Annotated in this window: 23 protein-coding genes and 1 pseudogene; 7 read left to right on the forward strand and 17 right to left on the reverse strand. The window is 64.2% G+C overall.

Annotation, left to right across the window (positions count from 1 at the left end):
• The 10 genes and pseudogenes from NDO48_RS26590 to NDO48_RS26635 form a co-directional block, all read right to left on the reverse strand.
• Positions 1-461, reverse strand: a pseudogene (locus NDO48_RS26590) (glutamine amidotransferase); the annotation flags it as partial.
• Between the two features lie 332 nt (positions 462-793).
• Positions 794-1,531, reverse strand: a complete 738-nt coding sequence (locus tag NDO48_RS26595; RefSeq protein WP_018430925.1) for a helix-turn-helix domain-containing protein — start codon at positions 1,529-1,531, stop codon at positions 794-796.
• Between the two features lie 195 nt (positions 1,532-1,726).
• The gene (locus tag NDO48_RS26600; protein WP_267322713.1) at positions 1,727-3,025 is read right to left on the reverse strand and encodes a glycerate kinase type-2 family protein; all 1,299 of its coding nucleotides are present in this window, start codon (positions 3,023-3,025) and stop codon (positions 1,727-1,729) included.
• Entirely contained in the window at positions 3,025-3,993 is a 969-nt protein-coding gene (locus NDO48_RS26605) for a 2-hydroxyacid dehydrogenase (RefSeq protein WP_267322714.1), read from the reverse strand. Before NDO48_RS26605 ends, NDO48_RS26600 begins: the two co-directional genes overlap by 1 nt.
• A 153-nt stretch (positions 3,994-4,146) precedes the next feature.
• Positions 4,147-5,046, reverse strand: coding sequence for a succinate--CoA ligase subunit alpha (gene sucD, locus NDO48_RS26610; RefSeq protein ID WP_018430922.1), 900 nt, complete (start codon positions 5,044-5,046; stop codon positions 4,147-4,149).
• Between the two features lie 12 nt (positions 5,047-5,058).
• The gene (locus NDO48_RS26615) at positions 5,059-6,243 is read right to left on the reverse strand and encodes a malate--CoA ligase subunit beta (RefSeq protein ID WP_018430921.1); all 1,185 of its coding nucleotides are present in this window, start codon (positions 6,241-6,243) and stop codon (positions 5,059-5,061) included.
• Positions 6,244-6,256: 13 nt separating this feature from the next.
• Positions 6,257-7,222, reverse strand: a complete 966-nt coding sequence (locus NDO48_RS26620; protein ID WP_267322715.1) for an HpcH/HpaI aldolase/citrate lyase family protein — start codon at positions 7,220-7,222, stop codon at positions 6,257-6,259.
• A gap of 11 nt (positions 7,223-7,233) precedes the next feature.
• The gene (locus NDO48_RS26625; protein WP_267322716.1) at positions 7,234-8,424 is read right to left on the reverse strand and encodes an aminotransferase class V-fold PLP-dependent enzyme; all 1,191 of its coding nucleotides are present in this window, start codon (positions 8,422-8,424) and stop codon (positions 7,234-7,236) included.
• Positions 8,425-8,625: 201 nt separating this feature from the next.
• Positions 8,626-9,951: an NAD(P)/FAD-dependent oxidoreductase gene (locus NDO48_RS26630; RefSeq protein ID WP_267322717.1), complete on the reverse strand. Its 1,326-nt coding sequence runs from the start codon at positions 9,949-9,951 to the stop codon at positions 8,626-8,628.
• Positions 9,952-10,079: 128 nt separating this feature from the next.
• Complete coding sequence (locus NDO48_RS26635) at positions 10,080-10,784, reverse strand: GntR family transcriptional regulator (protein WP_018430917.1); 705 nt, start codon at positions 10,782-10,784, stop codon at positions 10,080-10,082.
• Between the two features lie 163 nt (positions 10,785-10,947).
• On the opposite strand from NDO48_RS26635, the gene NDO48_RS26640 reads away from it, so the two are divergent.
• Positions 10,948-11,301 carry a RidA family protein gene (locus NDO48_RS26640; RefSeq protein WP_026227791.1) on the forward strand — a complete coding sequence of 118 codons (354 nt, stop codon included), beginning with the start codon at positions 10,948-10,950 and terminating at the stop codon, positions 11,299-11,301.
• A gap of 30 nt (positions 11,302-11,331) precedes the next feature.
• Positions 11,332-12,582: a D-amino acid dehydrogenase gene (locus tag NDO48_RS26645; RefSeq protein ID WP_018430915.1), complete on the forward strand. Its 1,251-nt coding sequence runs from the start codon at positions 11,332-11,334 to the stop codon at positions 12,580-12,582.
• A gap of 74 nt (positions 12,583-12,656) precedes the next feature.
• Here NDO48_RS26645 and NDO48_RS26650 read toward each other — a convergent pair whose 3' ends face one another.
• Genes NDO48_RS26650 through NDO48_RS26660 form a run of 3 tightly spaced genes read right to left on the reverse strand, consistent with a single transcriptional unit; the run spans position 12,657 to position 15,683 of the window.
• Positions 12,657-13,673, reverse strand: a complete 1,017-nt coding sequence (locus NDO48_RS26650; protein WP_018430914.1) for a phosphotransferase family protein — start codon at positions 13,671-13,673, stop codon at positions 12,657-12,659.
• 34 nt (positions 13,674-13,707) lie between these two features.
• Positions 13,708-14,919: an acyl-CoA dehydrogenase family protein gene (locus tag NDO48_RS26655; protein ID WP_267322718.1), complete on the reverse strand. Its 1,212-nt coding sequence runs from the start codon at positions 14,917-14,919 to the stop codon at positions 13,708-13,710.
• Between the two features lie 8 nt (positions 14,920-14,927).
• Positions 14,928-15,683, reverse strand: coding sequence for an SDR family NAD(P)-dependent oxidoreductase (locus NDO48_RS26660; protein ID WP_018430912.1), 756 nt, complete (start codon positions 15,681-15,683; stop codon positions 14,928-14,930).
• A 144-nt stretch (positions 15,684-15,827) separates the two neighbouring features.
• Between NDO48_RS26660 and NDO48_RS26665 the strand changes: the two genes are divergently transcribed.
• Complete coding sequence (locus NDO48_RS26665; protein WP_018430911.1) at positions 15,828-16,505, forward strand: TetR family transcriptional regulator; 678 nt, start codon at positions 15,828-15,830, stop codon at positions 16,503-16,505.
• Here NDO48_RS26665 and NDO48_RS26670 read toward each other — a convergent pair whose 3' ends face one another.
• Positions 16,506-16,955: a DUF983 domain-containing protein gene (locus NDO48_RS26670; protein ID WP_051092015.1), complete on the reverse strand. Its 450-nt coding sequence runs from the start codon at positions 16,953-16,955 to the stop codon at positions 16,506-16,508. It lies immediately after the preceding gene.
• A 336-nt stretch (positions 16,956-17,291) separates the two neighbouring features.
• On the opposite strand from NDO48_RS26670, the gene NDO48_RS26675 reads away from it, so the two are divergent.
• The 4 genes from NDO48_RS26675 to NDO48_RS26690 are packed head-to-tail and all read left to right on the forward strand — an operon-like array spanning position 17,292 to position 20,812.
• On the forward strand, positions 17,292-18,716 hold the full coding sequence (locus tag NDO48_RS26675; RefSeq protein WP_018430909.1) for a cytochrome ubiquinol oxidase subunit I: 1,425 nt from the start codon (positions 17,292-17,294) through the stop codon (positions 18,714-18,716).
• Between the two features lie 4 nt (positions 18,717-18,720).
• Positions 18,721-19,728 carry a cytochrome d ubiquinol oxidase subunit II gene (gene cydB, locus NDO48_RS26680; protein WP_018430908.1) on the forward strand — a complete coding sequence of 336 codons (1,008 nt, stop codon included), beginning with the start codon at positions 18,721-18,723 and terminating at the stop codon, positions 19,726-19,728.
• Positions 19,728-19,871, forward strand: a complete 144-nt coding sequence (locus NDO48_RS26685; RefSeq protein ID WP_018430907.1) for a DUF2474 domain-containing protein — start codon at positions 19,728-19,730, stop codon at positions 19,869-19,871. The genes cydB and NDO48_RS26685 overlap by 1 nt, the downstream gene beginning before the upstream one ends.
• 11 nt (positions 19,872-19,882) lie before the next feature.
• Positions 19,883-20,812 carry a hypothetical protein gene (locus NDO48_RS26690; protein ID WP_018430906.1) on the forward strand — a complete coding sequence of 310 codons (930 nt, stop codon included), beginning with the start codon at positions 19,883-19,885 and terminating at the stop codon, positions 20,810-20,812.
• A gap of 4 nt (positions 20,813-20,816) precedes the next feature.
• On the opposite strand, the gene NDO48_RS26695 is transcribed toward NDO48_RS26690, so the two are convergent.
• The 3 genes from NDO48_RS26695 to NDO48_RS26705 all read right to left on the reverse strand — a co-directional run bounded on the left by NDO48_RS26695 (position 20,817) and on the right by NDO48_RS26705 (position 25,281).
• Complete coding sequence (locus tag NDO48_RS26695) at positions 20,817-22,205, reverse strand: PLP-dependent aminotransferase family protein (protein ID WP_157632932.1); 1,389 nt, start codon at positions 22,203-22,205, stop codon at positions 20,817-20,819.
• A gap of 196 nt (positions 22,206-22,401) precedes the next feature.
• On the reverse strand, positions 22,402-24,933 hold the full coding sequence (secD, locus tag NDO48_RS26700; protein ID WP_026227788.1) for a protein translocase subunit SecD: 2,532 nt from the start codon (positions 24,931-24,933) through the stop codon (positions 22,402-22,404).
• Positions 24,934-25,026: 93 nt separating this feature from the next.
• On the reverse strand, positions 25,027-25,281 hold the full coding sequence (locus NDO48_RS26705; RefSeq protein WP_040457326.1) for a hypothetical protein: 255 nt from the start codon (positions 25,279-25,281) through the stop codon (positions 25,027-25,029).
• Positions 25,282-25,452 lie beyond the last annotated feature (171 nt).

The following is a 25,452-nucleotide window of genomic DNA, read 5'->3' on the forward strand; positions in this document are numbered from 1 at the left end:
TCGGTTGCCATGCGGGTATGGCCGATGCCGTGGCTGCCGCTCATCTTGGTGACGTCGAAGCGCTTCACCACTTCGACCGGCAGACCCACTTCCTTGTAGATCTCGATGGCTTCGCCTGCACCCATGACGCGGACGTTGGGGCGCAGTTCGGCGATGGCGGCGCGTGCTTCCTCGAGCTTGGCAGCGGGTACGTCGAGAACGGCATGCGTCGACTTCACGGTCGCCGACACCTTGGTGCCGAGCTTCTTGCCGAGTTCGGCGTCGAGGCCTTTGAAATCCTGCTCGGGCGACGCCGACTGGATCGTGATCTTGCCCTGGCCCTTCGCGCCAGCGCCATAGATGGCGATGCCGGCGCTGTCCGGACCGCGGTCCGTCATGGTTACGAGCATTTCGGACAGCAGCGCGCCCAGCTGGGGCTCAAGCGACTTGTCCTTCAAAAACAGTCCTACAATTCCGCACATCCCGGTTTCCTCCACTCATTGGCTGCCTGTGACAAAAGCTAGCAGGTTCCCGAGGGCAATTCAACTGTGATGAATTTTTTATTCCTGTAGAAAAACAACAGCGCATGATGACCGGAGCCCAGCCGGCAAACAGGTGCGCGCGCCAAATCCGTACGGGGCTTTCCCGACAGAGAACGAGCATTATCCCTGGTGAAATGATCTGGCGTCACAGCAGCCAGCCTCGCCTCAGATAGGCGGCGCGGCGTCACCGGCGGGACGTCAAAACGACAGCGGCCCGGAAAACCGGGCCGCTATCAAGCATCAGAAAAACAGAGATAATTCGACCGTTCCGGTCAGTCGCTACCGCGACCGCGCGGATAGGAGATGATTGACAGGTACTTGATCGGCAGCTGGGTCAGTTCCTCCGGCCCGTGCGGAGCGTCGGCGTCGAAGAACAGGCTGTCACCAGGGGTCATGCGGTAGAGGTTGTTGCCATGACGGTAAACCACCTCGCCCTCGAGCATGTAGAGAAATTCCATGCCGTCGTGCTGGAAGGTCGGGAAGACATCGGAATCTTCACTGAGCGTGATGAGATAAGGCTCGACCGTCACGCCTGACGTGTCCGAACCGATGTGCCCGAGCAGCGTATACTGGTGACCCGCACGTGTGCCGCGGCGCTCGACATCGACGCCCTCGCCCGCCTTGACGAAGACAGCGTTGCGCTCCTCCTCGAAGCGGCGGAAGAACGAGGTCAACGGCACGCCCAGCGCCCGCGACAACGATTGCAGAGTGGTCAGCGACGGGGATGTGATGCCGTTCTCGATCTTCGACAGCATGCCGAGCGAAATGTCGGTTGCAGCTGCCAAATCGGCAACCGTGATGCCGAGTTTCTTGCGGAAGGCGCGCACCTCATGGCCGATCGCGACTTCGAGTACCTTTTCGCGGGTGTCGCGAACGGCGTGCGGATCCTGATGCAGCGGCGAAACGCGCGCCAAAGCGGCCTTTGCGACGGCGGCCGGCACATCGACATGCGATTCCTTGCCGTTTTTCCTCGAAGTCGCCTGCTTTTCCGCGGCCTTTGCCTTCGCCATGTCGTTGCCACCCGCTGCTGATCGCTGAATCTATTTCACCGACAGTAAACATTTTCAGCAGCGGAAACAACAGGTACGAAAGTTGACCTTGGGCAAAGGAGCTCAACCAGACAGCGGCGGCGAACGTCTTCGTTTTCGAAAATGGAATATTCTGACCGCCGATGCGACAATGACCGGCAGTGGCCGAAGCTGCCACTACTGCATCAGCAAGATCTGGAGATCGGCGACATTGGTGCCGGTGGCACCCGTGATCAGCAGATCGCCCGATGATTCCAGCGCATGGTAGGAATCGTTGTTTTCAAGCAGCGCCACAGGATTGCAGCCGAGCTTGCGCATCCAGCTCGTCGAGCTTGGATCGACGATCCCGCCTGCCGCATCGGTGGGACCGTCGCGACCATCGGTGCCGCCGCTGAGAAACACCCAGGGGCGCTTGATCGAGGCCCATTCGTTGAGCAGCGCGAAACGAAGGGCGAGTTCCTGGTTGCGGCCGCCGATGCCGGTGCCCGCGACGCGCACGGTCGGCTCACCGCCTGCGACGATGGCAACGGGACCGCGCTGGTTGGCCGCGAAAATGGCCATGCGGTGCAGGATCTCGGCAACGTCGGAGACATCGCCGCTCAGCCAGTCGTCGGCCTTGACCACCATCGGATAGCTGCTCTCCGCACTCTCCATCACCTTGTGCAGGCTGATGCTGTTGGAGCCGACGATGACGTTCTCGACATGGTCGAAGCTGGTTTCAGGTCCGGTCAACGGCAGATTGTCGATATTGCCGCGAAGAGTTGCGGGCAGCCTGTCATACAGGCCGTAGCGCGAGATGATGCGCAGTGCATCTGCAGCGCTTGCCGATGGCCGGGCGGTCGGCCCGCTGGCGATGGTGCCGACATCGTCGCCCGGCACATCGGACAGGATCAGCGACAGCATCTTCGCGCCGGACACGAGCTGGGCGAGCCGGCCGCCCTTCAGCCGCGAGAACTGCTGGCGCACCGCGTTGATTTCATTGATGTCGGCGCCGCAGCGGATGAGTGCTGAATTGAGCGCGATCTTGTCCGCCAACGACACGCCGGGGGACGGCGCGCAGATCAAGGCCGAGCCGCCGCCGCTGACCAGCACCAGCACCAGGTCGCCGGGCTCGGCCGAGCGCGCGGCGCGTTCGACCGCATAGGCGCCTGCGATGCTGCCTTCGTCGGGCAACGGATGGCCGCCCGCGATGACTTCGACGCCGGGAACCGGCGCCAGGTTTTCGCGGTTGGTCACCGCGCAGGCGTGATGCAGCTTGTCACCGACAAAAGGCAGTGCTGCCCGCGCCATGGGGCAGGCAGCCTTGCCGAAGGCGATCAGGATGACGCGGTTGGCGCTCGCGATCTCGCCACGACGCGCGTCCAGCGCCGAGATGACGGCCCGTTCGGGGTCCGATGCCGCAACACCCTCGCGGAACAGCGCAATCGCCTGTTCGCGGAGCCTGGTCACTGCCGGAGCCGAACGGTCGTCGATCATCACACCACCTTGTCGGGTAAGGGGCGGCCTTCGAAGAAGGCGGTCAGATTGTCGACCGCCTTCATGCCCATGGCCACCCGGGTTTCCTCCGTGGCGCTGCCGAGATGCGGCAGCAGAACCACATTCTCCATGCCAATCAGTTCCGCCGGCACGTCGGGCTCGCCGTCATAGACGTCGAGGCCGGCGCCGGCGATCTTGCCTTCCTGAAGCGCTGCCACCAGCGCCTTTTGGTCAACCACGTCGCCACGCGCCGTGTTGATGAGAAACGCGCCGCGCTTCATCGCGGCAAGCCGGTCGGCATTGATGAGATGGCGGTTCTCGGCGCCGCCTGGGCAATGCAGCGAGACGAAATCGGCCGCGGCCAACACGTCCTCGACGCTAGCAAGCTGGCGCGCGCCCATAGCGCGGGTCTCCTCGTCATCGACCTTCGAGCGGCTGTAGAAGACGACGTCCATGTCGAAGCCGAAATGCGCCCGCTTGGCCATCGCCTTGCCGATGCGACCCATGCCGATGATGCCGATGGTCTTGCCGGTCACCTTGGTACCGATCATGTGGGTCGGGCACCAGCCCGCCCACTGCCCGGAGCGCAGCTGGCGCTCGCCCTCACCGGCCCGCCGGGCGACCGAAAGCAGAAGGCTCATACCGATGTCGGCTGTGCAATCGGTAAGCACGCCCGGCGTGTTGGTCACGGTGATGCCACGCGCCTTGGCGGCATCGGTGTCGATATGGCTGAAGCCGACACCGAAATTGGCGAGAATCCTGGTGCGGAAATCAGCGTCAGGGAAGACTGCTGCCGGCAGCTTGTCGCTCACGGTCGGCAGGATCGCATCGAAATTCAGGAATGCCGCCTTGATTTGGGTCGGGCTCAGCGGAACGTCGCCCTGGTTGAAGGTGGTGTCGAACCGTTCCGCCAGGACCTGTTCGACCGCCTGTGGCCAGCGCCGCGTGACTATAACCCGAGGTTTCATCGCATTTCCCTAGAATGAACTTGGAGCGTCGCCCGCCCGTGCGGGCCACGACGCCGGTAGACTACGCTTCGACCAAAGGGAAAATCGAGACCGATCTTCCGGCCGAGGCGAGAAAGGGGAGCCAGTCGGCTCCGGCTCCCCTCGAAGGCCGGGTCAGGCGGCCTTCTTCTGCTGTTCGAGCACGCCGGCAACGGTCGGACCGAAGGCTGCGGGGGTCGGCACGATCGTCACGCCCGCCTCACGCAGGATTTCGACCTTTTCCTGGGCGGATTCGCCGAAGGCGGAGATGATGGCGCCGGCATGGCCCATGCGCTTGCCCTTCGGCGCCGAAAGGCCGGCGATGTAGGCGATCAGCGGCTTGCGCATGTTGTGCCTGGCCCATTCGGCGGCCTCGGCCTCCTGCGGACCGCCGATCTCGCCGATCATGACCACGGCGTCGGTGTCGGGATCGTCCTCGAACAGCTTGAGGATGTCCTTGAAGGACGAGCCATTGATCGGGTCGCCGCCGATGCCGACCGAGGTCGACACGCCAATGCCGAGCGCCTTCATCTGCGAGGCTGCCTCATAGCCGAGCGTACCCGAACGGCCGACGATGCCGACACGGCCCGGCAGGTAAATGTTGCCGGGCATGATGCCCATCAGCGCCTGTCCGGGTGTGATGACGCCGGCGCAGTTGGGGCCGACGAGGCGCATGCGGTCTTCGTAGCGGAAGCGGCGCATGTAGCGCTTCACCCGCATCATGTCCTGGGACGGAATGCCGTCGGTGATGCAGACGCAGAGCTTGAGGCCGGCTTCCGCCGCTTCCATGATCGAGTCGGCCGCGAAGGGCGGCGGCACGAAGACGATGGAGGCTTCGGCGCCCGTCTCTCGCACGGCGCCCCTGACGGTGTTGAACACCGGAATGCCCTGATGGACCTGCCCGCCCTTGCCCGGCGTCACGCCGCCGACGACGTTGGTGCCGTAACGCTTCATGTCGTCGGCGTGGAACGAGCCGATCTTGCCGGTGAGGCCCTGGACGATGACGCGCGTCCTGCGGTTCAAGAGTACTGCCATTTTGACCTCCCCTCAGTTCTTCTTCGATTTGGAATAGGCACGCATCGCCTCGACCGATTTCTCGGCTGCTTCGGCCAGCGTTTCGGCGACGATCACCTTCTCGCCGGACTCGGCGAGGATGCGGCGGCCCTCTTCGACATTCGTGCCGGCCAGGCGCACGACCAGCGGCACCTTCACGCCGACCTCGCGGATTGCCTTGATGACGCCCTCGGCCACCCAGTCGCAGCGGTTGATGCCGGCAAAGATGTTGACCAGGATGGTCTCGACATTCTTGTCGGCCAGCACGGCGCGAAACGCCTTGGCCACGCGTTCAGGCGAGGCACCACCGCCGATGTCGAGGAAGTTGGCCGGCTCACCGCCAGACATCTTGATCATGTCCATGGTCGCCATGGCGAGACCGGCGCCGTTGATGATGCAGCCGATGTTGCCGTCGAGGCCGACATAGGAGAGGCCGCGGTCACTGGCGAAGGTCTCGCGGGGATCCTCCTGCGACTTGTCGCGCAACTCCGAGATTTCGGCGCGGCGGAACAACGCGTTCTCGTCGAACGACATCTTGGCGTCGAGCGCGATCAGATTGCCGTCCTTGGTGACGACGAGCGGATTGATCTCCAGCATCGATGCGTCGAAGTCGCGGAACACGCGGTAGCAGCCGAGCAGCGTCTCGACAGCCTTGCCGATCAGGCTGTTTTCGAGCCCGAGGCCAAAGGCGATCTCGCGGGCCTGGAACTGCTGCATGCCGGCGCCCGGATCGACGATGGCACGAATGATCGAGTCGGGCTGCTTTTCGGCGATCTCCTCGATCTCCATGCCGCCCGAGGCGGAAGCCACGATCATGACACGCTCCGATTTACGGTCGAGCACGATGCCGAGATAGAGCTCCTGGCGGATGTCGACGGTTTCCTCGACATAGAGGCGCGACACCAGCTTGCCCTTCGGTCCGGTCTGGTGGGTCACCAGCTTGCGGCCGAGCATTGCTTCGGCAGCGTCGGAAACTTCGTTGTCGGTCGTACAGATGCGGATGCCGCCGGCCTTGCCGCGGGCGCCGGAATGGATCTGCGCCTTGACCACCCACTTGCCGCCACCGATCTCGCTGGCGCGGTATGTCGCCTGCTCGGGGCTGTAGGCAAGGCCGCCGCGCGGAATCTGCACCGAGTAGCGCGAGAGCAGTTCCTTGGCCTGGTATTCATGAATATCCATGTCGCACTCCTCCTCAGTTTGGCAGGCTCGTGCGCGACCGCGCCGACTGCTCGATTGCCTCGTGCATGACCAGCACATTGCGCGCCATGCGCTCGGATGCTGCGTCGATCATCTTGCCGTCGAGGGCGGCAGCGCCCTTGCCCTGCTCCTCGGCTTCCTTCAGCACCTCGATGATGCGGCGGGCGCGGGTGACCTCCTTTTCAGGCGGCGAGAACACGGCGTTGGCCAGTTCGATCTGCGAGGGGTGGATCGCCCATTTGCCTTCGATGCCGAGCGCTGCCGCACGCTTGGCGGCGGCGATGTAGGCTTCCGGATCGGAGAAGTCACCGAACGGTCCGTCGATGGGGCGCAGGCCGTAGGCGCGGCAGGCGACCGTCATGCGCGACAAGGCTGCGTGCCACTGGTCGCCGGGATAGTCGGGGTTGAGACCGCCGATGCTGACCGTGCGCGCCTTGCAGCTCGCTGCATAGTCGGCAACGCCGAAATGCATTGCTTCGAGCCGGCCGCCATAGGCGGCGATCGCCTCGACATTGGCCATACCCAACGCCGTCTCGATGAGTGCTTCCAGGCCGACACGGGTCTTGAAACCCTTGGCCGTTTCTATCTGGCTGACCATGGCGTCGACCATGTAGAGGTCGGCAGGCACGCCGACCTTGGGCACCAGGATGGTGTCGAGCCTGTCGCCAGCCTGCTCCATCACATCGACCACGTCGCGATACATGTAATGGGTGTCGAGGCCGTTGATGCGAACCGAGATGGTCTTGCCCTTGGCGCGCCAGTCGATTTCGTTGAGCGCCTGGATGATGTTCTTGCGCGCCCGCTCCTTGTCCGGCGGCGCCACCGCATCCTCGATGTCGAGGAAGATGTAGTCGGCGTCGCCGTCGGCGGCCTTGCGGATCATCTCCGGGTTGGAGCCGGGGACAGCCAGCTCGCTGCGCTGGAGGCGCAGCTTGCGGAGGTGGTGGAGTGTATGGCTCATGCGATCCTCCCTCAGGCCGCTTTGGCGACGGCCGGCTGGGCCGACAGGCGATAGTGCTCTAGGGCGGCGCCGACGCCGGAGCCCGGCTGCACCTTCACGCCGACGTCACGCAGCGCCATTTCGGCAGCCGAGATCGCGCCGCACATCATCACTTCGTTGACCCAGCCAAGATGGCCGATGCGGAACACCTTTCCGGCGACCTTGTTCAGGCCGACGCCGAGCGAGGTCTGGTAGCCGTGATAGGCGCGGCGCACGACTTCGGCGCTGTCGATGCCCTCGGGAACCACGATCGCGCTGACCGTGTCGGAGTTCCACTTCGCCTCCTTGGCGCAGACCTTCAGGCCCCAGGCGTCGACAGCCTTGCGCACGCCGGTCGCCAGACGGTTGTGGCGTTCGAAGATGTTGTCGAGGCCCTCCTCCTGGATCAGGTCGAGGGCAGCGCGCATGCCGCGCAGCAGCTGCACCGCCGGCGTGTAGGGGAAGTAGCCGGTGTCGTTGGCGCGGATCTGATCCTCGAAGGAGAAGTAGCAGCGGCTGAACTTCGCCTGCTTGGCGGCGGCCAGCGCCTTCTGGCTGACCGACAGGAAGCCGAGACCGGGCGGCAGCATGAAGCCCTTCTGCGAACCTGACACGGCGCAATCGACGCCCCATTCTTCCTGGCGGAAGTCGATCGAGCCGACCGACGACACGCCGTCGACAAACAGCAGCGCCGGATGCTTGGCGGCAGTGAGTGCTGCGCGCACCGCGCCGACATCGCTGGTCACGCCTGTGGCCGTCTCGTTGTGGGTGACGAAGACCGCCTTGATGCGGTGTTCCTTGTCGGCGGCAAGACGTTCGGCATAAATCTCGACCGGGACGCCCGTGCCCCATTCGACATCGACGACGTCGACATCGAGGCCGAAGCGCTCAGCCATGTCGACCCACAGATGTGAGAACTGACCGAAGCGCGACATCAGCACGCGGTCGCCGGGGCTGAGCGTGTTGGTGATCGCCGATTCCCAGGCGCCGGTGCCCGAGGACGGGAAGATGAAAGCGCGGCCGGTTTCGTTGCGGAAGACCTTCATCAGGTCGGTGAACAGCCCGCGGGTGAAGGTCGGATAGTCAGGCGCGCGCATGTCCTCCATGGGCATGTTCATCGCCTGCCGGACAACCTCCGGAACGTTGGTCGGTCCTGGAACAAAAAGCTGTGTGAAGCCGGCCATGATATGTCCTCCCGAAGACTGCTCAGGGCGCCGTGCCCTTTCGTGGCTTTCGAGAGGATGATCGGTTTTGCCCCCGACCCTCACAACACCTGTCGGGATAGAAACGCGGACCTTTGGGCGTTGGCCCGCACCTACTCGTTCAGAGGTGCGGGCGACCGTTCGGATAGGGTCGGGCCTACCCGATACCAGGTGGACTGGGCGTCACACCCCCGTTGTCGGCCGATGTTTCGTGCCGTCGATGAAGCGCTCGTAGCGGAAGGCCCTGGGATCGACCAACGGGGTGTCGTTGGTGACAAGGTCGGCTGTCAGCCGGCCAGCCGCCGGACCGATGCCGAAGCCGTGGCCGGAGAAGCCGGTGGCGAGCACCAGCCCCGGCATCGACTTGACCGGTGCAATGACCGGCACGGCATCGGGCGTGGCGTCGATGAAGGCTGCCCAGCGCTGCACCGTTGGCACGCCCTTCAGCGCAGGGAATACCTTTTCCATGCTGGCACGAGCCTGCTCGAGCCGGCCTTCGGCAGGCTCCGGGTCGAGCGTGCGATGCGTCTCGTAGACAGTCGCCGCGCCGTCCAGCTTCGGCGACAGCCCGAACGGGCCGCCGACGAAATCGCCGAAGCGCAGGCCGACAGAGCGCCATTCGCGCGACAGGATCGGCAGGAAGTCGGCGAAATAGCGGAAACTGTCGGGGTTCACATGGTGGTAGCTGATCGTGCCGTCGGCGATGGTGTAGCCGCCGTCGAGCCGCTTGCGGTAAGCAAAACCCTCGGTCCATGCGGCACCGTCAGGACCACCCTCGACAGGTGCCGTGCGCATGACCGACGAGCGCACGGCAAGCTGCGGCAGGCGAACGCCAACATCCCGGCAGAGCCGGCTCGACCAAGCGCCACCGGCGACCACGACGGTTCCGGCGCGGATCAGGCCATTTTCAGTGACGACCCCGCTGACGCGGCCGCCCTCGGTCTCGATCTCGCGCACGGCGCAGCGCAACAGAATGTGCGCGCCGGCTCTTCGTGCGGCGCGCGCAATCGCGGGCGCCGCCTTCTGCGGCTCAGCGCGACCGTCGCTTGGCGTGTGAAGTGCCGCACGAAAATTCTTCTGCGCGCCGGGCATCAGATCGGCGAGCGCCCTGCCCTCGATCATCCTCGTGTCGAGCGCATAGTCGCCGGCCGTCTTCAGCCACTCGGAATGATGCTCGACGTCGCTTTCGTCCTGGCAGAGATAGAGAATGCCGGTGCGGCGGAATCCGACGTCCTCGCCAACCAGCTGCTCGATGTCGCCCCACATCTTCAGCGCCTCGACGATCAGAGGCAGTTCGCGCGGGTCGCGGCCCATGCGCCGGCACCAGCCCCAGTTGCGGCTCGACTGCTCGCCGGCGATGTGTCCCTTCTCGCACAGGACGACCGATACGCCGCGCTTGGCCAGGAACAACGCCGTACTGACGCCGATGATGCCACCACCGACGATCACGACATCGGCTGACTTAGGCTGGCTATCCCCTGCGGGAACCGGATCGACCGGAGGCCCCATTCACTTCTCCCAATCCCTGAAGGCCAAGCCAGCGGCGCGGCAGCCGCTACGTCTGCACAGGCGGAACCGCGTTGCAACGCCGGCCGCTCGGCCGTTGCGTTCTAAACAGGGGAAAACACAGCGCGCGGCTAGTCGGGTCTGCCGAAGAAGATCCGAGCCAGACCTTCCTTGGTCACCTCTACGGCATGGGCAGAGCTCAGCGTGATATGGCGCTCCATCAGCTCGCCACCAGCGTCGCCGTCGCGCCGCCGGAGGCAATCGATGATTGCCGCATGCTCGTCATAGGTGCCACCGCGGCGGCGGTTGCTTTCAAGGTCGATGCGCCGGAAGAACCGGATCAGCGAATTGACCGAATCCAGCGCCACCAGCATACGCTCGTTCTTGGCCAGCTTGACGATGGCGATGTGGAAGGCCTCGTCGGCCTCCGCCACCATGGCCCAGTTGGTGGTGGGGCCGAGATTGCTGTTGTTCTGCCAGATGGCGATGGTCTCGGCGATTTCGACATCGGTACCGCGCTGGCAGGCCAGGCGAAAAGCGGCGCGCTCGATGGCAGCCCTGAGTTCATAGAGTTCCTGCACGCCTTCCGGCGTAATGTCGCGGGCATAAAAGCCGCGATTGGGCACGAAGCTCATGAAGCCATCGCGCGCCAGCCGATTCAGCGCCTCGCGCACCGGCGTGCGCGATACGCCCAGCCTTGTCGCAAGCTCGACCTCGTTGACGCGCTCGCCCGGCTTGAAGCGGTAATCGACGGCCAGCTCCTTCACCGCCTCATAGACCTTCTCGACGCTGTCGGCGGCACGCCCCGGCTTTTTCGGCTTGGCTGTCTTCTGCACCCTTGGCTCCGTTCCGGCCGCCCGGTCTTTGGTTCGAGTCGGCTCTCACTCTCGCGTCGCCGAACTAATGGCACGGCGAAGTGCAGTCCACAATCCTCTTGTGGATACACTTGTGTCGACATATAGTAGCGACGCAATAGAACCAAACCTGGAGTGTTTTCAAATGAGCAGCATCACCCGAATTGACGTTGGCCCGCGCATGAGCCAGGCGGTCGTCCACGGCAACACGGTCTATGTCGCGGGCCAGGTCGCGCTCGATGCCGGCGGCGAGAGCGTCACAGCCCAGACAAAGAACATCCTCGACCGCATCGACGCAGTTCTGGCCAAAGCCGGTACCGACAAGACCAAGCTGTTGTCCGCCTCCATATGGCTTTCCGATATTGCCGGCTTCGCCGAGATGAATACCGTCTGGGACGCCTGGGTGGCCAAGGACTGCGCGCCTGCCCGCGCCACCGTCGAATCCAAGCTGGCCGCGCCGCAGTTCACGGTCGAGATCGCCGTGATCGCCGCACTCTGAGCGGCAACGGTACAATCACGGAGATTCAGGATGCGTGTTGCCGTGCTCGGCGCCGGTGTGGCCGGCGTTACGACTGCCTATGAGCTTGCCCGTGACGGCCACGAAGTCACTGTCATCGACCGACTGCCGGAGGCGGCGGGCGAGACCAGCTTCGCCAATGCAGGGCTGATTGCGCCGGGCCATGCCTATACCTGGTCGTCGCCCAAGGCACCTCGCATCCTGCTCCGCTCGCTGTTCGACGATAGCCAGGCGTTGCGCTTCAAGCCGAGCCTGGACCCTAGACTGTGGTCGTGGTCGTGGAAGTTCCTGATGAACTGCACCGCCGAAAAGGCCCGCACCAACACCAAGCGCAAGGTCCGGCTCTGCCGCTATTCACAGGACCGGCTGATGGACATCGTCGCGGATACCGGCATCGACTATCACGGACTGGAGGGCGGGCTGCTCTATCTCTACCGCAAGCCCGAATCCTTCGCCCGTGGCTCGACCAACACCCGCATCCTCATAGAGGAAGGTCTCGATCTGCGCGCCATCTCCGCCGACGAAGCGGCACGCATCGACCCCGCGCTTGCCAAGGTCAAGGACAAGTTCGCCGGCGCCGTATACTGCCCCTCCGACGGCAGCGGCGATGCGCGTGTCTTCACCCAGAACCTCGCCCGCCATTGCCACGAGAATCTCGGCGTGAATTTCCTGTTCGACACCGAGGTCAAGGGTTTCGAAAACGTCGGCGACCGCATCGCCCGCGTCACTACCTCGAAGGGATCGGTCGAGGCCGACGAATTCGTGCTGTGCCTCGGCGTGTTCGCCCCTGACTTCGCCCGGCGGCTCGGCGTGTCGCTGCCGATCTATCCGATCAAAGGCTATTCGGTGACCATGCCATTCGACGACAGCAACCTTGCGCCAACGGTCGGCGGCGTCGACGAAGACAACCTTGTCGCTTATGCCCGCTTCGGCGACCGGCTGCGTGTCACGGCGACGGCCGAATTTGCCGGCTTCGACAAGTCGCATAAGCCAGAGGATTTCCGGCACATGCTGTCGGCGATCCGCGACCTGTTCCCCAACGGCGCCGACTTCGCCAAGCCGCAATATTGGGCCGGCCTGCGCCCGATGACGCCCGAGGGTACGCCGATCTTCGGCCGCGGCGGCCGCTTCTCCAACATGGTCTTCAATGTCGGCCACGGCCATATGGGCTGGACCATGTCGGCCGGCTCTGCCCGCATCACCGCCGACATCGTCAAACGGACCAAGCCCGGTTTCGACCCGGCCGGCATGTTGCTGCAGTAGCTGGGCCGCCTTGAAACAACAAAAAAGCCCGCATCTCCGCGGGCTTTTTTGCATCCAGCTATCGAACACCAGGCTTACCAGGGTCGCGCGCCGTCGATGATTTCCATGGCGCGCGTGGCAAAGCGGCCAGCGAGCGGCGCAACGTCAGCGGCATCGGCAGCGGCCGCATTGCCGGCGCGTACCCGGTCGGCGATGCCGACGAAGATCACCGCGAAACGGAACAGCGAAAAGACTAGGTGGAAGCGCTCGAGCGGAGCTGTGGGCACGGCATGAGCGAAGTAATGGTCGAGGAATTCACGCTGGCTCGGAATGCCCAGCGCCTCCCGGTCGAGGCCGAGAATACCGCCATATTCGTCAGGCGCCGAGTGCCAGGTCATAGAACAGAAGCCGAGATCGGCAAGCGGATGGCCAAGCGTCGAAAGCTCCCAGTCAAGGATGCCGATGACCTCGGGCTTGTCAGGATGGAACAGCAGGTTGCCAAGACGGAAATCGCCATGGGCGATGGAAACGCGGCCATCGTCGGCCGGCAGGTGTTGCGGCAGCCAGTCGGCCGCCGCTTCCAGCACCGGGATTCTTTCGCCTGGGGATTCCGCGAGCTGCCGGGTCCAGCGGCCGATCTGGCGCTCGAAATAATTGCCCGGCTTGCCATAGTCGCCGAGACCGATCTCGTCGGGACGCACGGCGTGCAGCCTGGCCATCGCCTCGGCCATGCCGAGATAGATGCCGCGCCGTTCGTCGCGTGAAAGTCCTGGCAAGGAGCAATCATGGAAGACCCGGCCTTCGAGGCGCTCCATCAGATAGAAGGGCGTGCCCAAGGGTTCATCGACGTCGTGAAAAAGCACCGGCCGCGGCACCGGCACGTCGGTCGGTGCGAGCGCCGCCAGCACGCGGTACTCGCGGTCGATGGCATGCGCCCCGCGCAGGATCGGCCCCGACGGCTTCTTGCGCAACACCATGCGGCGGCCGCCGAAATCGACGAAATAGGTCGGGTTGGACTGGCCTCCGCCGATCCGGTCGAGCCGCATGTCACCCTTGCCGAAGCGCTCGCCGAGGAATGCCTCCAGCGCCGCCGGATCGAAATCGACCTTCATTGCCTGCCTAGCCTCTGCCCCTCCCATCGTCTCCTTACGCCTCGCCTTCGACGTTCCAGCGCCAGAAGTTCGAACCTTCCTCGTTGAGCAGGCGGTTCAGCACCATCTTGTGCACTTCATCGGCGCCATCGACCAGCCGTGCCTGGCGGGCGTAACGGTAGATCCATTCGAGCACCGTGTCCTTGGAATAGCCGCGCGCACCATTGATCTGAATTGCCACATCGGCGGCGTCATGCAGCACGTTGGCGACCTGAACCTTGGCCATCGACACCTCCTTGCGGGCGAAGCCGCCGCGGTCGAGCTCCCACGCTGCCTTCATCACCAGCATGCGGCCGATCTCGATGCGCATCGCGAGCTCGCCGAGCTTGAGCTGGATGCTCTCGCGGTCGGCGAGCCGGACGCCGAAGCCGTAGCGCTCGGCGGCATAGGCCCTGGCGATCTCGACGCAGCGCTTGGACAGCCCGAGCCACCGCATGCAGTGCGTGAGACGCGCCGGCGCAAGCCGCACCTGCGTCACCTTCATGCCCCTGCCCTCGCCGGCCAGAAGGTTTTCGGCCGGGATTTCCAGCCCGTCGAATTCGAGCTCGCAATGACCGCCATGCTCCTCCGGCCCCATGATCTCGATACGACGCTTGATCGACCAGCCGGGCTGATCCTTGTGGAACAGCAGCGCCGACAGCCCGTGCTTGGGGTCATCGGAGGTGCGGGCGATCAGGATGAAGTGGCTGGCGTCCTCCGCTCCTGTTATGAACCACTTGCGGCCGCTGACCACATATCTGTCGCCACGTTTCTCGGCCCGGGTGGCGATCATCGACGGGTCGGATCCGCCGCCGGGATGCGGCTCGGTCATGGCGAAAGCCGAACGCACCTTGCCCTCGACGATCGGCTTCAGCCATCTTTCCTTCTGCCCGGGCGTGCCCAGCGCTTCCAGCACCATCATGTTGCCGTCGTCGGGCGCGGCAGAATTGAACACCACCGGGCCGAAGATCGAGCGATTCATCTCCTCGTAGCAGACGGCCATGCCCATCTTGCCGAGGCCGGCGCCGCCGGTTTCCGGCTTGAGCTGCAGACACCACAGGCCTTGCGCCCGCGCCTTGGCGCGCAATGTCTCGAGCAGCGGCAAAGCGATGTTGCCATGAACGTCATAGGACGCCTTGTCGGCCTCCAGCGGCAGGATCTCGCTGTCGACGAAATCGGCGATACGGACGCGGTAATCTTCGACGCGGGCTGGGATATCGAAATTCATGACGGGCCTCACAGCGAAGAAACGAGATGGCCGCCATCGACCTCGATCGACGAGCCGGTGATGTAGCTGCCGGCGGCGGAAGCCAGCAGAAGCAGGGCACCGTCGAGTTCCTCGGGCCTGCCCAGCCGGCGCTGGGGAATGCGCTTGACGAGCTGCTGGCCGGCCTCGGAGGAAAAGAACGCGCGGTTGATGTCTGTCTCGATGTAGCCCGGGCAGAGCGCGTTGACGCGGATGCCGTTGCGCGCCCATTCGAGCGCCAGCGCCTTGGTCAGCTGCAGCACGCCGGCCTTCGAGGCGGCATAGGCACTGAGATTGCCGGCGACGCGGTGGCCGAGGATCGAAGCGATGTTGACGATGGCGCCGCCATGTCCCGCGGCTTTCATGCTGCGCGCCACGGCCTGGGCCACGACGAACACGCCCTTCAGATTGGTGTCGAGCACGCGGTCCCATTCGGCCTCGTCGAGGTCGAGCGCGCGCCCGGCACCAGAAATGCCGGCATTGTTGATAAGAATGTCGAAACTTGGTCCCGCATCAGCCAGCGCCGCAGCCACCGATGCGCCATCGGCGACATCCATCTGGATGGCACGGGCGGCGCCGCCGGCCGCCTTGATCGCGGCACAGGCCTCGTCAAGCGTCTCCTTGCGCCGGGCCGCCAGCGTGACGGCAACGCCATGGCGCGAAAGCAGCTCGGCGAAGTGCAGCCCAAGCCCGCCGGAAGCCCCCGTTATGAGGGCCCTCTTGCCCCTGAGATCGTCGAACAGCATCAGGTTTCACCTCAAAAAACAAGCGAGCGCTCGTTTTTCTTATTCGCCTTCAACCCCTTTTGCAACAGGCCGATTGCTGCTATTCCGGCCTTGGGCGGACAGGCCCCGCCAACTCGATCGAACGGAGATCATGTGAACTTCGCCATGCACAGGCAATGGTCGAGCGCCTTTTCAACGGAAGCGCTGTGCGCGCGCATCCTCGAGCGCCACCGCGATTCGGTGCGCGTGCAGAAGCCGCATGTCGCGGTCGCCAATCTTGTCCGCATCATCGAGGCGACACTGAAGCTGTCGAACAGGCAGGGCTTCCACGCCACCAGCCTGCGCGACCTGGCCCAGGCCTCAGGCCTCAGCATGGGTGGGCTCTATTCCTATTTCGACAACAAGACGACGCTGCTATCGATGATCCTGGGCGAGGTCTCGACCACCGTAAACGAGGTGCTGACAGCGGCCTCCGACGAGATCGCCGAAGACCCCGGGTCCCACCTGAAATGGCTGATAGAGGCGCATATCCGCCTCACCGAGGCGATGCAGCCGTGGTTCGTCTTCGCCTATATGGAAGCAAAATCCTTTCCCGCAGCCGAGCGCCGCATGGCCATCGACAGCGAGGCCGCGACCGAGGAGATTTTCGCAGCCGTGCTGCGGCGCGGGGTCGAGCGCGGCACCTTTGCGGTCACCGACATCGAGCTGACGGCCTCGCTGATCAAGCCGCTCCTGCAGGACTGGTACGTCAAGCGCGCCAAGTACCGCCGGCGCGGCACCGGCATCGACGACTACATTGCAGCTGTCTCAGCCTTGGTCGAGGCATTCGTCAGGCCGCGCTGATCAGACGGCCGGCTTATGTCCGCCCTTGTCGGCGGCGATCTTGGCCTTGGCGTGCCAGTCGAAGTCGATCGAGCCTTCCTCGGCCTTGTGGAAATATTGCGAGCAGACCAGCCAGCCCTTGAGCGGGCGCAGCAGCGCCATGCATGATAGGACCGTCAGCGGCAGGGTGATGAAGATATGCACCCACAGCGGCAGGCCGAAGGCCATCTGGAACCAGACGCCGAAGGCGAGCGCGGGCACAGCGGCGATGGTCATGGCGAAGAAGGCCGGGCCATCGGCCGGATCGGCGAAGGAATAATCGAGGCCGCAAACCTCGCAACGCGGCGCGAGTTTCAGGAACCCCGAGAACAGGTGCCCCATCTGGCAGCGCGGGCAAAGGCCCTGAATGCCGGTCTTCATCGGATTGTCGGTGGGCGTGAAACCCTCGGCCTTATATCTGCTCTCAGACATGCTCGCCTCCATCATGGCGGATCGCGAATACGGGCGGCGCCACATGCCGGCCCGCCATCCATGACCGATACATAGGGCGCAATGCCCTTGCATGCAATATCGATTTGCATATAATTCGCATACGTTACATACAATATTTGTTTTGTCTTGGCATTGTATGCAGAGACGAAGGGCCGCACCCCATTCCGTGGGGCAAAATGTCCGCGTCGACTTTCCGCCGCAATGGGATCAGGATGGCGGCAATCGGGAGGCTGGTTAATATTCGTTGGAGGCCGACAGGCTTTCGGCATCGTTCAACGGCAGCCCAAGGCGGCCGTGCTTGCAGAGAGGTCCTTGATGTTCGGCCTGACAGCCCTGGAACTGGCCCGTATACAGTTCGGCTTCACAATATCCTTCCACATCATCTTCCCGGCCATCACCATCGGCCTGGCCAGCTACCTGGCCGTACTGGAAGGACTGTGGCTGTGGAAGCGCGACACGGTCTATCGCGACCTCTACCATTTCTGGTCCAAGATCTTCGCCGTCAACTTCGCCATGGGCGTCGTCTCCGGCTTGGTCATGGCCTACCAGTTCGGCACCAACTGGAGTTATTTCTCTTCCTTCGCCGGTTCGATCACCGGACCGCTGCTGGCCTATGAAGTGCTCACCGCCTTCTTCCTCGAGGCGGGCTTTCTCGGCGTCATGCTGTTCGGCTGGAACCGCGTCGGCCCCGGTCTGCACTTCTTCTCCACCATCATGGTGGCCATCGGCACACTGATCTCGGCCACCTGGATCCTTGCCTCCAATAGCTGGATGCAGACCCCGCAGGGCTTCGAGATCGTCAACAACGTCGTTGTGCCGGTGGACTGGTTCAAGGTTATCTTCAACCCGTCCTTCCCCTATCGCCTCGCCCACATGACGATCGCCGCCTTCCTGTCGACCGCGCTGTTCGTCGGCGCCGCAGGCGCATGGCATCTGCTGCGCGGCAACGACAACGCCCGCGTCCGCACCATGCTGTCGATGGCCATGTGGATGCTGCTGTTCACGGCGCCGATCCAAATCATCGCCGGCGACCTGCACGGGCTGAACACCCTCAAGCACCAGCCCGCCAAGATCGCCGCTCTCGAAGGCCACTGGGAGAACAAGCCAGGCGAGGCCGTGCCGCTGACCCTGTTCGGCATACCGGACATGGAGAAGGAAGAGACGCTCTACGCGATCAAGGTGCCGCACCTCGGCAGCCTGATCCTGACCCACACCTGGAGCGGCCAGTTCCCCGGCCTGAAGGAATACGCCAAAGAGGACCGCCCGAACTCGACTGTGGTGTTCTGGAGCTTCCGCATCATGGTCGGCCTTGGCATGCTGATGCTGCTGCTCGGCCTCTGGGGCGTATGGCTGCGCTGGCGCGGCCGGCTGTTCGAGACGCGGCTGTTCCTGCGCTTCGCCACATGGATGGGGCCGGCGGGTCTGATCGCCATCCTCGCCGGCTGGTACACCACCGAAATCGGCCGCCAGCCATGGATCGTCTATGGCGTGATGCGTACCAAGGACGCGGTGTCCAACCACTCGGCGCTGGCCATGAGCGTCACGCTGGTGGTGTTCATCGTCGTCTATTTCATCGTCTTCGGCATCGGCACCAGCTACATGCTGAAGCTGGTCGGCAAGGGCCCGGCTGAATCCGAGCACGAACCTGACGACGAAGGCGGCCGGCCTTCGCGCCCGCTGTCGGCGGCGCACGACCAGATGGACATGTTCGCCTCCGCACACCAGGACAGGAAGGGCTGAACCGATGGGCATCGATCTTCCCGTAGTCTGGGCTGTCATCATTGCCTTCGGCCTGATGATGTATGTCATCATGGATGGCTTCGATCTCGGCATCGGCATCCTGTTTCCCTTCGTCCGCGAACGAGAGGACCGCGACACCATGGTCAACACGGTGGCGCCGGTGTGGGACGGCAACGAGACCTGGCTGGTGCTGGGCGGTGCCGCCCTCATGGCCGCCTTTCCGCTGGCCTATGCCGTCATCCTCAGTGCGCTCTACCTGCCATTGGTGCTGATGCTGCTCGGGCTGATCTGGCGTGGCGTCGCCTTCGAGTTCCGTTTCAAGGCCGACGAGCACCACAAGGCTTTCTGGGACCGCGCCTTCGCCGGCGGCTCCTATGTCGCAACCTTCTTCCAGGGCGTGTCGCTGGGCGCCTTCCTCGATGGCTTCAAGGTCGAGAACGGCGCCTTTTCAGGCGGGCCGCTCGATTGGATCACGCCCTTCTCCCTGTTCACCGGGCTCGGCCTGATCGTCGCCTACGCCCTGCTCGGCTCCACCTGGCTGATCATCAAGACCGAGGGTGCGCTCTACGATCGCATGGTGGCGCTGGCGCGGCCCGTGACGCTGACGCTGCTCGCCGTTATCGGCATTGTCAGCCTGTGGACGCCATTTGCCCACCCCGACATCGCCGCGCGCTGGTTCAGCTTCCCCAACATCGTCTTCTTCTCGCCGGTACCGGTGCTCGTTCTGGTCTGCGGCTGGCTGATCCTGCGCAGCCTGCAGGGTGTTCCGCATGCCGGCCCATTCATCCTGGTGTTGTTCCTGCTGTTCCTGGGCTACAGCGGCCTCGGCATCAGCCTGTGGCCCAATATCATCCCGCCTGACATCACCATCCGCGAGGCGGCCGCCCCGCCGCAGAGCATGGGCTTTGCGCTCGTCGGCGCGCTGTTCATCATCCCCTTCATCCTCGGCTACACCGCCTGGTCCTATTATGTATTCCGCGGCAAAGTGAAAGCCGGCGAGGGCTATCACTGATGGGGGCACCCTCGCAGGCACCTGACAGCTGGGCCAAGCGCATCGGCTGGCTGGTGCTGATCTGGACCGTGAGCGTGCTGTCTCTCGGGCTGGTCGCCTATCTGTTCCGCTTCCTGATGGGCCTTGCCGGCCTGACTGTCTGAGACACGCCACGATGTACACCGGGATCGAGGGGCCGCTCGCCCCGCGCGACTTCCACGACCGCATCTATGCCGGGGAGATCCTGCGCCTTGCCGGCCTGACGCCGATGCGGGAGCTGGTGACTTTTGCCCGCGCCTTCCTCGAAGATGCGTTCGCGCCGTATGTTCCCATCGAGATCCATCGCCACCTCTCGCATCACGAACAGACCGAGAGCTTCGCCCGGCGTCAGCGCGACTTCGCCAGGGCGCCGGAGGTCAAGCGGCTGTGGCGGGACATGTTCGAAGCCGCCGGCCTCGACGCCCACGAGCTTGCCCGCGACAGCCTCTACCTCCGTTTCCAGCCGCACCAGGATCGCGGTGCGGCAGTTCCTCGAGCCCGCACGACGGCGACCATCGCCTTTCATCGCGACACCTGGGGTTCGAATCTCTATGCCCAGACCAACTGGTGGGCACCGATCTACGATATCGACGCCGACCGCACCTTCGCCATGTATCCATCGCTGTGGGACCGGCCGGTTGCCAACACCAGCGCGACATTCGACCTGATGGCTGTCATCGAGCGATCCAAGGCCGGCGGACGCAACGCCAACGACGCCGACGCTGCGATCCCGCATTTGACCGAGCAGCTCGAGGCCGAGGCATTTCCCGTCGTCATCGCCCCTGGCGAGGTCATCGCCTTCTCGAGCGCCCATGCGCATGCCGGCGTACCCAATTCGACCGGCCTGACCCGCATTTCGCTGGAGACGCGAACTTTGTGGATCGACGATGTCGGGTCGGGCCGCGGCGCGCCCAATCTGGATGGCCATGCACGCTGGATGTCACCGGGCATGTTCCGGCGCGTCAGCGATGAGAAGCCACTCAATGAAATGCTCGGCATGAACCGGATCGAACCGTTTGCCGGACCATTTCCGGCAGCAATGCCGTCAGCTGCCGAACCAGCCTAGGCGCTCAAACCACCATCGTCGACATCGCCGACTGTTCGGCAAGCAGCTCGGCCACGGTCCGGAGACCTGCCGCGAGCGAGGCCTGATCGGGCGCCGCGCCCAGCCCGAGCCTGACCGCCTCCGTAGCCACGCCTCCGACCGCAAACGCATCGCTGGTGACGACGCCGATGCCTGCCGAGCGCAGGCGCGCGGCAAAGTCGCTGCGGTGCCAGTGACCAGGCAGCTTCAGCCAGGCGTGGAAGCCTTCGGGATCGGCCTGCACCAGCTCACTTGGCAAGGTCTGGGCGACGATGGCCTGGCGCTGACGGGCCTCGGTGCGGATGGCCTCCAGCACCGCTTGCGCGACACCTCCTTCGATCCAGCGTGTGGCGATCGCCGCCGTCAGCGGCGAGGCCATGCCGGCAGTCGCCCTGATAGCCCCCGCAAGATGACCGACACCGCGCTCCTGCGGCACCACCAGATAGGCGACCCTGAGCGCCGGCGACACGCATTTGGCGAGGCCTGATATGTGATAGGTGACGTCTGGCGCGATCGCCGCAAAGGGCGGCACCGGTTTCACAGGTATAGCGCCATAGGCGTCGTCCTCGACGATCAGAACATTGTAGCGCCGCGCAATGCCGGCGATGCGCTCCCGGCGTTCCAGCGGCAGCGTTGCGGTGGTCGGGTTGTGCAGCGTCGGCGTCGTGTAGAGTGCCTTGGGCGACTGCGTGCGGCAGACTTCCTCGAAGGCTTCGGGAATGAGCCCCTGGGCATCCATGGCAACGCCGGCGACCCGCAACCTGAAATGTTCGGCTACGGCCAAGAACCCCGGATAGGTCAGCGCCTCGGCGCAAATCGTCTCGCCCGGTGCGGCAAGAGCACCGACAAGCGCCAGCAGCGCGCCTTGTGCGCCGGGCGTCAGCAGCAGCCGGCCGGGGCCAATTTCGCCCAGGCGCGGCGCAAGCCAGGCGGCACCCGAGGCCTTGTCGCGGGACGTGCCGCCCGCCTCCTGGTAGCGCATCATGAGGTCGAGCCCGGCAGCCGTCTCCAGCCCCGACATTGCATCCCACATGCGCGCGGCAAGCTCGGCGTCGTCGAAACGAGGCGGCAAGTTCATGCTCATATCGATGATGCCGGTCACGACAGGTGCGGGCCCGGCGGGACGACGCGCCCGCACATAGGTGCCCTGACCGACGCGGCCTTCGATCAGGCCGCGCTTGCGGGCCTCGGCATAGGCGCGGCTCACCGTGGTGAAGTCGATGCCGAGCTGGTCGGCCAATGTCCGCTGTGGCGGCAGCCGGAAGCCGTTCTCCAGCCTGCCTGAAGCGATGTCGGCCGACAGCGCGTCGGCGATGGCCAGGTAAAGCGGCCCCGCCGCTTTCGATATCGTCGGCAACCATGCCGTTGCAGTCATGACGTCGCAGGGCTCCAACATTGCGCATCCATATATATGCACAATGTATGCCCATTGCTACCGGTAAGCGGGAGACCTCGGCTAAGGCCGGTCATCGTCGCCATGCTCGATCGCGACGAAAAAGACCGGGCAGCATGATCGTTCATGGCCCTGCAATGAAGAAACGGGCAGCCACAAGGGCTGCCCGGTTCGGTTTTCAGCCCTTGGCGAGACTCGCCGTGGCGCCTTCTGCCTGCTCGACCTTGCGATGCTGCCACCAGTCGCCCAGCAAGAGCAGGATCGGTGCTGCGATGAAGATCGACGAGGTCGTCGCGATGAACACGCCGAACACCATGGGCACGGCGAAGTTCTCGACGGCACTGCCGCCCCAGATGGCCATCGGCAGCATCGAGAGCAGGATCGCTACCGAGGTGTAGATACAGCGTGCGAACACCTGGTTGATGCTCATGTCGATGAGTTCGCGCAGCGGCATCTTCTTGTACAGGCGCAGGTTTTCGCGCATGCGATCATAGACCACGACCTTGTCGTTCACCGAGTAACCGATGATGGTCAAAAGGGCCGCGATCGCCGTCAGGTTGAAGTCCAGCCCGAACAGCGCGAAGAAGCCCACCATCTTGGTGGTATCCAGCACAAGCGTGGCGATGGCTCCGATGGCGAAGTTCCATTCGAAACGCCACCAGATGTAGATCAGCATGGCGAGGGCGGCCAACACCACCGCCATGATGCCGGATTGCGCCAACTCACCGCTGACCTTCGGACCCACCACTTCGGTGCGTTCGAACTTCACGCTTGGGTCGAGCTTCTGCACGGCAGCCTTGATGGCGTCAACGGCAGCGGTCTGTGCCGTTTCGCCGCCGTCCTGGCGCTGGACGCGGATGAGCACGTTGCCGTCGCTGCCGATCTGCTGCAGCGCCACCTCGCCGATGTTCAAGCTGCCCAGCGTGCTGCGCAGCTGTGACAGGTCGGCCGGGGTAGACGTCGCAATCTCGACCTGGATGCCACCCTTGAAGTCGATGCCGTAGTTGAGGCCCGGCTTGAAGAAGAGGCCGATCGAAGCGAGCGACAGGAAGATCGACATGCCGATGCCGAGATAGCGCGCCTTCATGAACGAGACCGAGGTCTTTTCCGGGAAGAAGCGGATCAGCGGTTCGATCGTGATCGTCTTCAGGCGCTTGCGGCGCACCACGGCGGCCATCAGGATGCGCGTCACCGAAACGGCGGTGAACATCGACAGGCAGGTGCCCAGGAACATGGTGATTGCAAAGCCGCGCACCGGGCCCGAGCCGAACATGAACAGCAGGCCGGTGGCAATAAGCGACGTCACGTTGGCGTCGACAATGGTCGAATATGCGCGCTTGAAGCCATTGTCCAAGGCCGCGAAAGCGCTCAACCCCTTCTTCGACTCTTCCCTTATGCGTTCGTTGATCAGGATGTTGGCGTCGACGCCGAAGCCAATGCCAAGGATGATGCCGGCGATGCCGGGCAAAGTCAGCGTGCCGCCGATCAGCGTCAGCACGCCGAAGGTCAGGATCAGGTGCAGCAACAGCGTGAAATTGGCGATCATGCCCCAGCTGCCGTAGAGCGCCACCATGAACAGCACAACGGCCACGAAACCGGCGATGCCGGTGTAGATGCCCATCTTGATGACGTCGCCGCCAAGGTCAGGACCGACAGTGCGTTCTTCGATAACGGTCAGCGGCGCCGGCAGCGCACCAGCGCGCAGCAGCGCCGAAAGCGTCACCGTCTCTTCGACGCTGAAATTGCCGCTGATCTGGCCCGAGCCGCCGGTGATGGGCTCGCGAATGACGGGCGCCGACAGCACCTTGCCGTCGAGCACGATGGCGAAGGGCTTGCCGACATTGGCAGCGGTGATCTCGGCGAACTGGCGCGCGCCAACGCTGTCGAAACGGAAGGAAACCAATGGCTCCTGGGTGCGCTGGTCGAAGTTGGCGCGGGCATCGGTGAGGCGTGCGCCATCCAGCGCAACGCGGTCTTCGACAGGATACTGCGCGCCCGACTTGGCATCGGGCATCATGGTCACGCCACGTGGAAGCGGCTCGCCGCTGGCAACGTTGGCCACCATGTGGAAGGTCATCTTAGCCGTGCTGCCAAGCAATGCGCGCAGCCTCGTCGGATCCTGGAGCCCGGGAAGCTGCACCAGCATGCGGTCGCTGCCGACGCGCTGGATCGTCGGCTCGGCGACGCCGACCTGGTCGACGCGCTGGCGCACGATCTCGAGGCTCTGCTGGAGTGCCGCGTCAAGCTTGTCGCGCAACCCGGCCTCGGTAAGACCGACCTTGATCTGGTTGTCGGCCTGGCTGACCGCGATGTCAGGCACGCCACCGCCAAGGCCGAGGCCGCTGACGGGAACAGCCAGCGCCTGTAGCGTGGTGAGCGCCGTCGCGCGCTGCGCATCGTCGGCAATGGTGACGACAATGGCATCGCCTGCGAGCCGCGCCGACGATGCGTTGATACGCTCCTTGCGCAGGGCGCCGCGCACGTCGTCCAGCAGCGAGCGAAGGCGGTCTGCCTTCAGCGTCTTCGCATCCACTTCAAGGACAAGATGCGATCCGCCCTGGAGGTCGAGGCCAAGCGTGATCTGCTTCTTGGGGAACCAGCCGGGCAGTGCCGCAAGTTGCTGTTGCGTGAGGATATTGGGCAGCGCGGCAATGATGCCGGCCAGAATGATGATGGTGTAAGTCACCAACACCCATCGGGAAGTTCGCATAATTCTGATCCTGTGATGGCGAGCCTGGGCGTCCTGCGCTCAGGCGTAAGCCTAAATGTCGAGGCTGCGAAGAACCGCAGCAGTCAGGAAAGATCAGGCGATGCGGGGAGGCGCGCGGGTCTTGTAGCCATGCGGCGCTTCGGGGCTGACCATCCGGAGATGGATGGCAGGGGACCGCGCCGCGACATAGGGTGCGGCGAGCCCGACATCGGTGGGGACCAATGCACCCTTGGACTTGTCGTCGTCATGCGCCGCCAGCGCCTTGACCGATCTCTGGTCCACGACGACGAAAAGACGCCTTGGGAAATCGGGGGCGTTGTGGCGGTCGAGAATGTCGACGCTGTCCATGGCAGCGCTGGACTGCGATTGCGTCCAGGGCGTCCCATTGGCCGGGGGGCCGCACAGGACTGCGATCGAGGCGACACAAAACAGCAGAATGGCCGGCAGAAAGCCGGTCGCTCGCGTTTGATGTACCTTGCTCTTGCGCATTATCTGCTTTGGTAACGACAGCTGTCGGCC

The sequence above is a fragment of the Aminobacter sp. MET-1 genome (assembly GCF_026521175.1).
GTDB lineage: Bacteria > Pseudomonadota > Alphaproteobacteria > Rhizobiales > Rhizobiaceae > Aminobacter.

Bases quoted from the DNA above. Each gene is read 5' to 3' on its own strand.
- secD (WP_026227788.1), bottom strand. From the start codon at position 24,933: ATGCGAACTTCCCGATGGGTGTTGGTGACTTACACCATCATCATTCTG.
- NDO48_RS26630 (WP_267322717.1), bottom strand. From the start codon at position 9,951: ATGGGGCCTCCGGTCGATCCGGTTCCCGCAGGGGATAGCCAGCCTAAG.
- NDO48_RS26665 (WP_018430911.1), top strand. From the start codon at position 15,828: ATGCACAGGCAATGGTCGAGCGCCTTTTCAACGGAAGCGCTGTGCGCG.
- NDO48_RS26690 (WP_018430906.1), top strand. From the start codon at position 19,883: ATGTACACCGGGATCGAGGGGCCGCTCGCCCCGCGCGACTTCCACGAC.
- NDO48_RS26670 (WP_051092015.1), bottom strand. From the start codon at position 16,955: ATGTCTGAGAGCAGATATAAGGCCGAGGGTTTCACGCCCACCGACAAT.
- NDO48_RS26625 (WP_267322716.1), bottom strand. From the start codon at position 8,424: ATGGCCGGCTTCACACAGCTTTTTGTTCCAGGACCGACCAACGTTCCG.
- NDO48_RS26705 (WP_040457326.1), bottom strand. From the start codon at position 25,281: ATGGACAGCGTCGACATTCTCGACCGCCACAACGCCCCCGATTTCCCA.
- NDO48_RS26645 (WP_018430915.1), top strand. From the start codon at position 11,332: ATGCGTGTTGCCGTGCTCGGCGCCGGTGTGGCCGGCGTTACGACTGCC.
- NDO48_RS26660 (WP_018430912.1), bottom strand. From the start codon at position 15,683: ATGCTGTTCGACGATCTCAGGGGCAAGAGGGCCCTCATAACGGGGGCT.
- NDO48_RS26600 (WP_267322713.1), bottom strand. From the start codon at position 3,025: ATGATCGACGACCGTTCGGCTCCGGCAGTGACCAGGCTCCGCGAACAG.
- NDO48_RS26655 (WP_267322718.1), bottom strand. From the start codon at position 14,919: ATGAATTTCGATATCCCAGCCCGCGTCGAAGATTACCGCGTCCGTATC.
- NDO48_RS26675 (WP_018430909.1), top strand. From the start codon at position 17,292: ATGTTCGGCCTGACAGCCCTGGAACTGGCCCGTATACAGTTCGGCTTC.
- NDO48_RS26615 (WP_018430921.1), bottom strand. From the start codon at position 6,243: ATGGATATTCATGAATACCAGGCCAAGGAACTGCTCTCGCGCTACTCG.
- NDO48_RS26620 (WP_267322715.1), bottom strand. From the start codon at position 7,222: ATGAGCCATACACTCCACCACCTCCGCAAGCTGCGCCTCCAGCGCAGC.
- NDO48_RS26595 (WP_018430925.1), bottom strand. From the start codon at position 1,531: ATGGCGAAGGCAAAGGCCGCGGAAAAGCAGGCGACTTCGAGGAAAAAC.
- cydB (WP_018430908.1), top strand. From the start codon at position 18,721: ATGGGCATCGATCTTCCCGTAGTCTGGGCTGTCATCATTGCCTTCGGC.
- NDO48_RS26605 (WP_267322714.1), bottom strand. From the start codon at position 3,993: ATGAAACCTCGGGTTATAGTCACGCGGCGCTGGCCACAGGCGGTCGAA.
- NDO48_RS26685 (WP_018430907.1), top strand. From the start codon at position 19,728: ATGGGGGCACCCTCGCAGGCACCTGACAGCTGGGCCAAGCGCATCGGC.
- NDO48_RS26695 (WP_157632932.1), bottom strand. From the start codon at position 22,205: ATGACTGCAACGGCATGGTTGCCGACGATATCGAAAGCGGCGGGGCCG.
- sucD (WP_018430922.1), bottom strand. From the start codon at position 5,046: ATGGCAGTACTCTTGAACCGCAGGACGCGCGTCATCGTCCAGGGCCTC.
- NDO48_RS26640 (WP_026227791.1), top strand. From the start codon at position 10,948: ATGAGCAGCATCACCCGAATTGACGTTGGCCCGCGCATGAGCCAGGCG.
- NDO48_RS26650 (WP_018430914.1), bottom strand. From the start codon at position 13,673: ATGAAGGTCGATTTCGATCCGGCGGCGCTGGAGGCATTCCTCGGCGAG.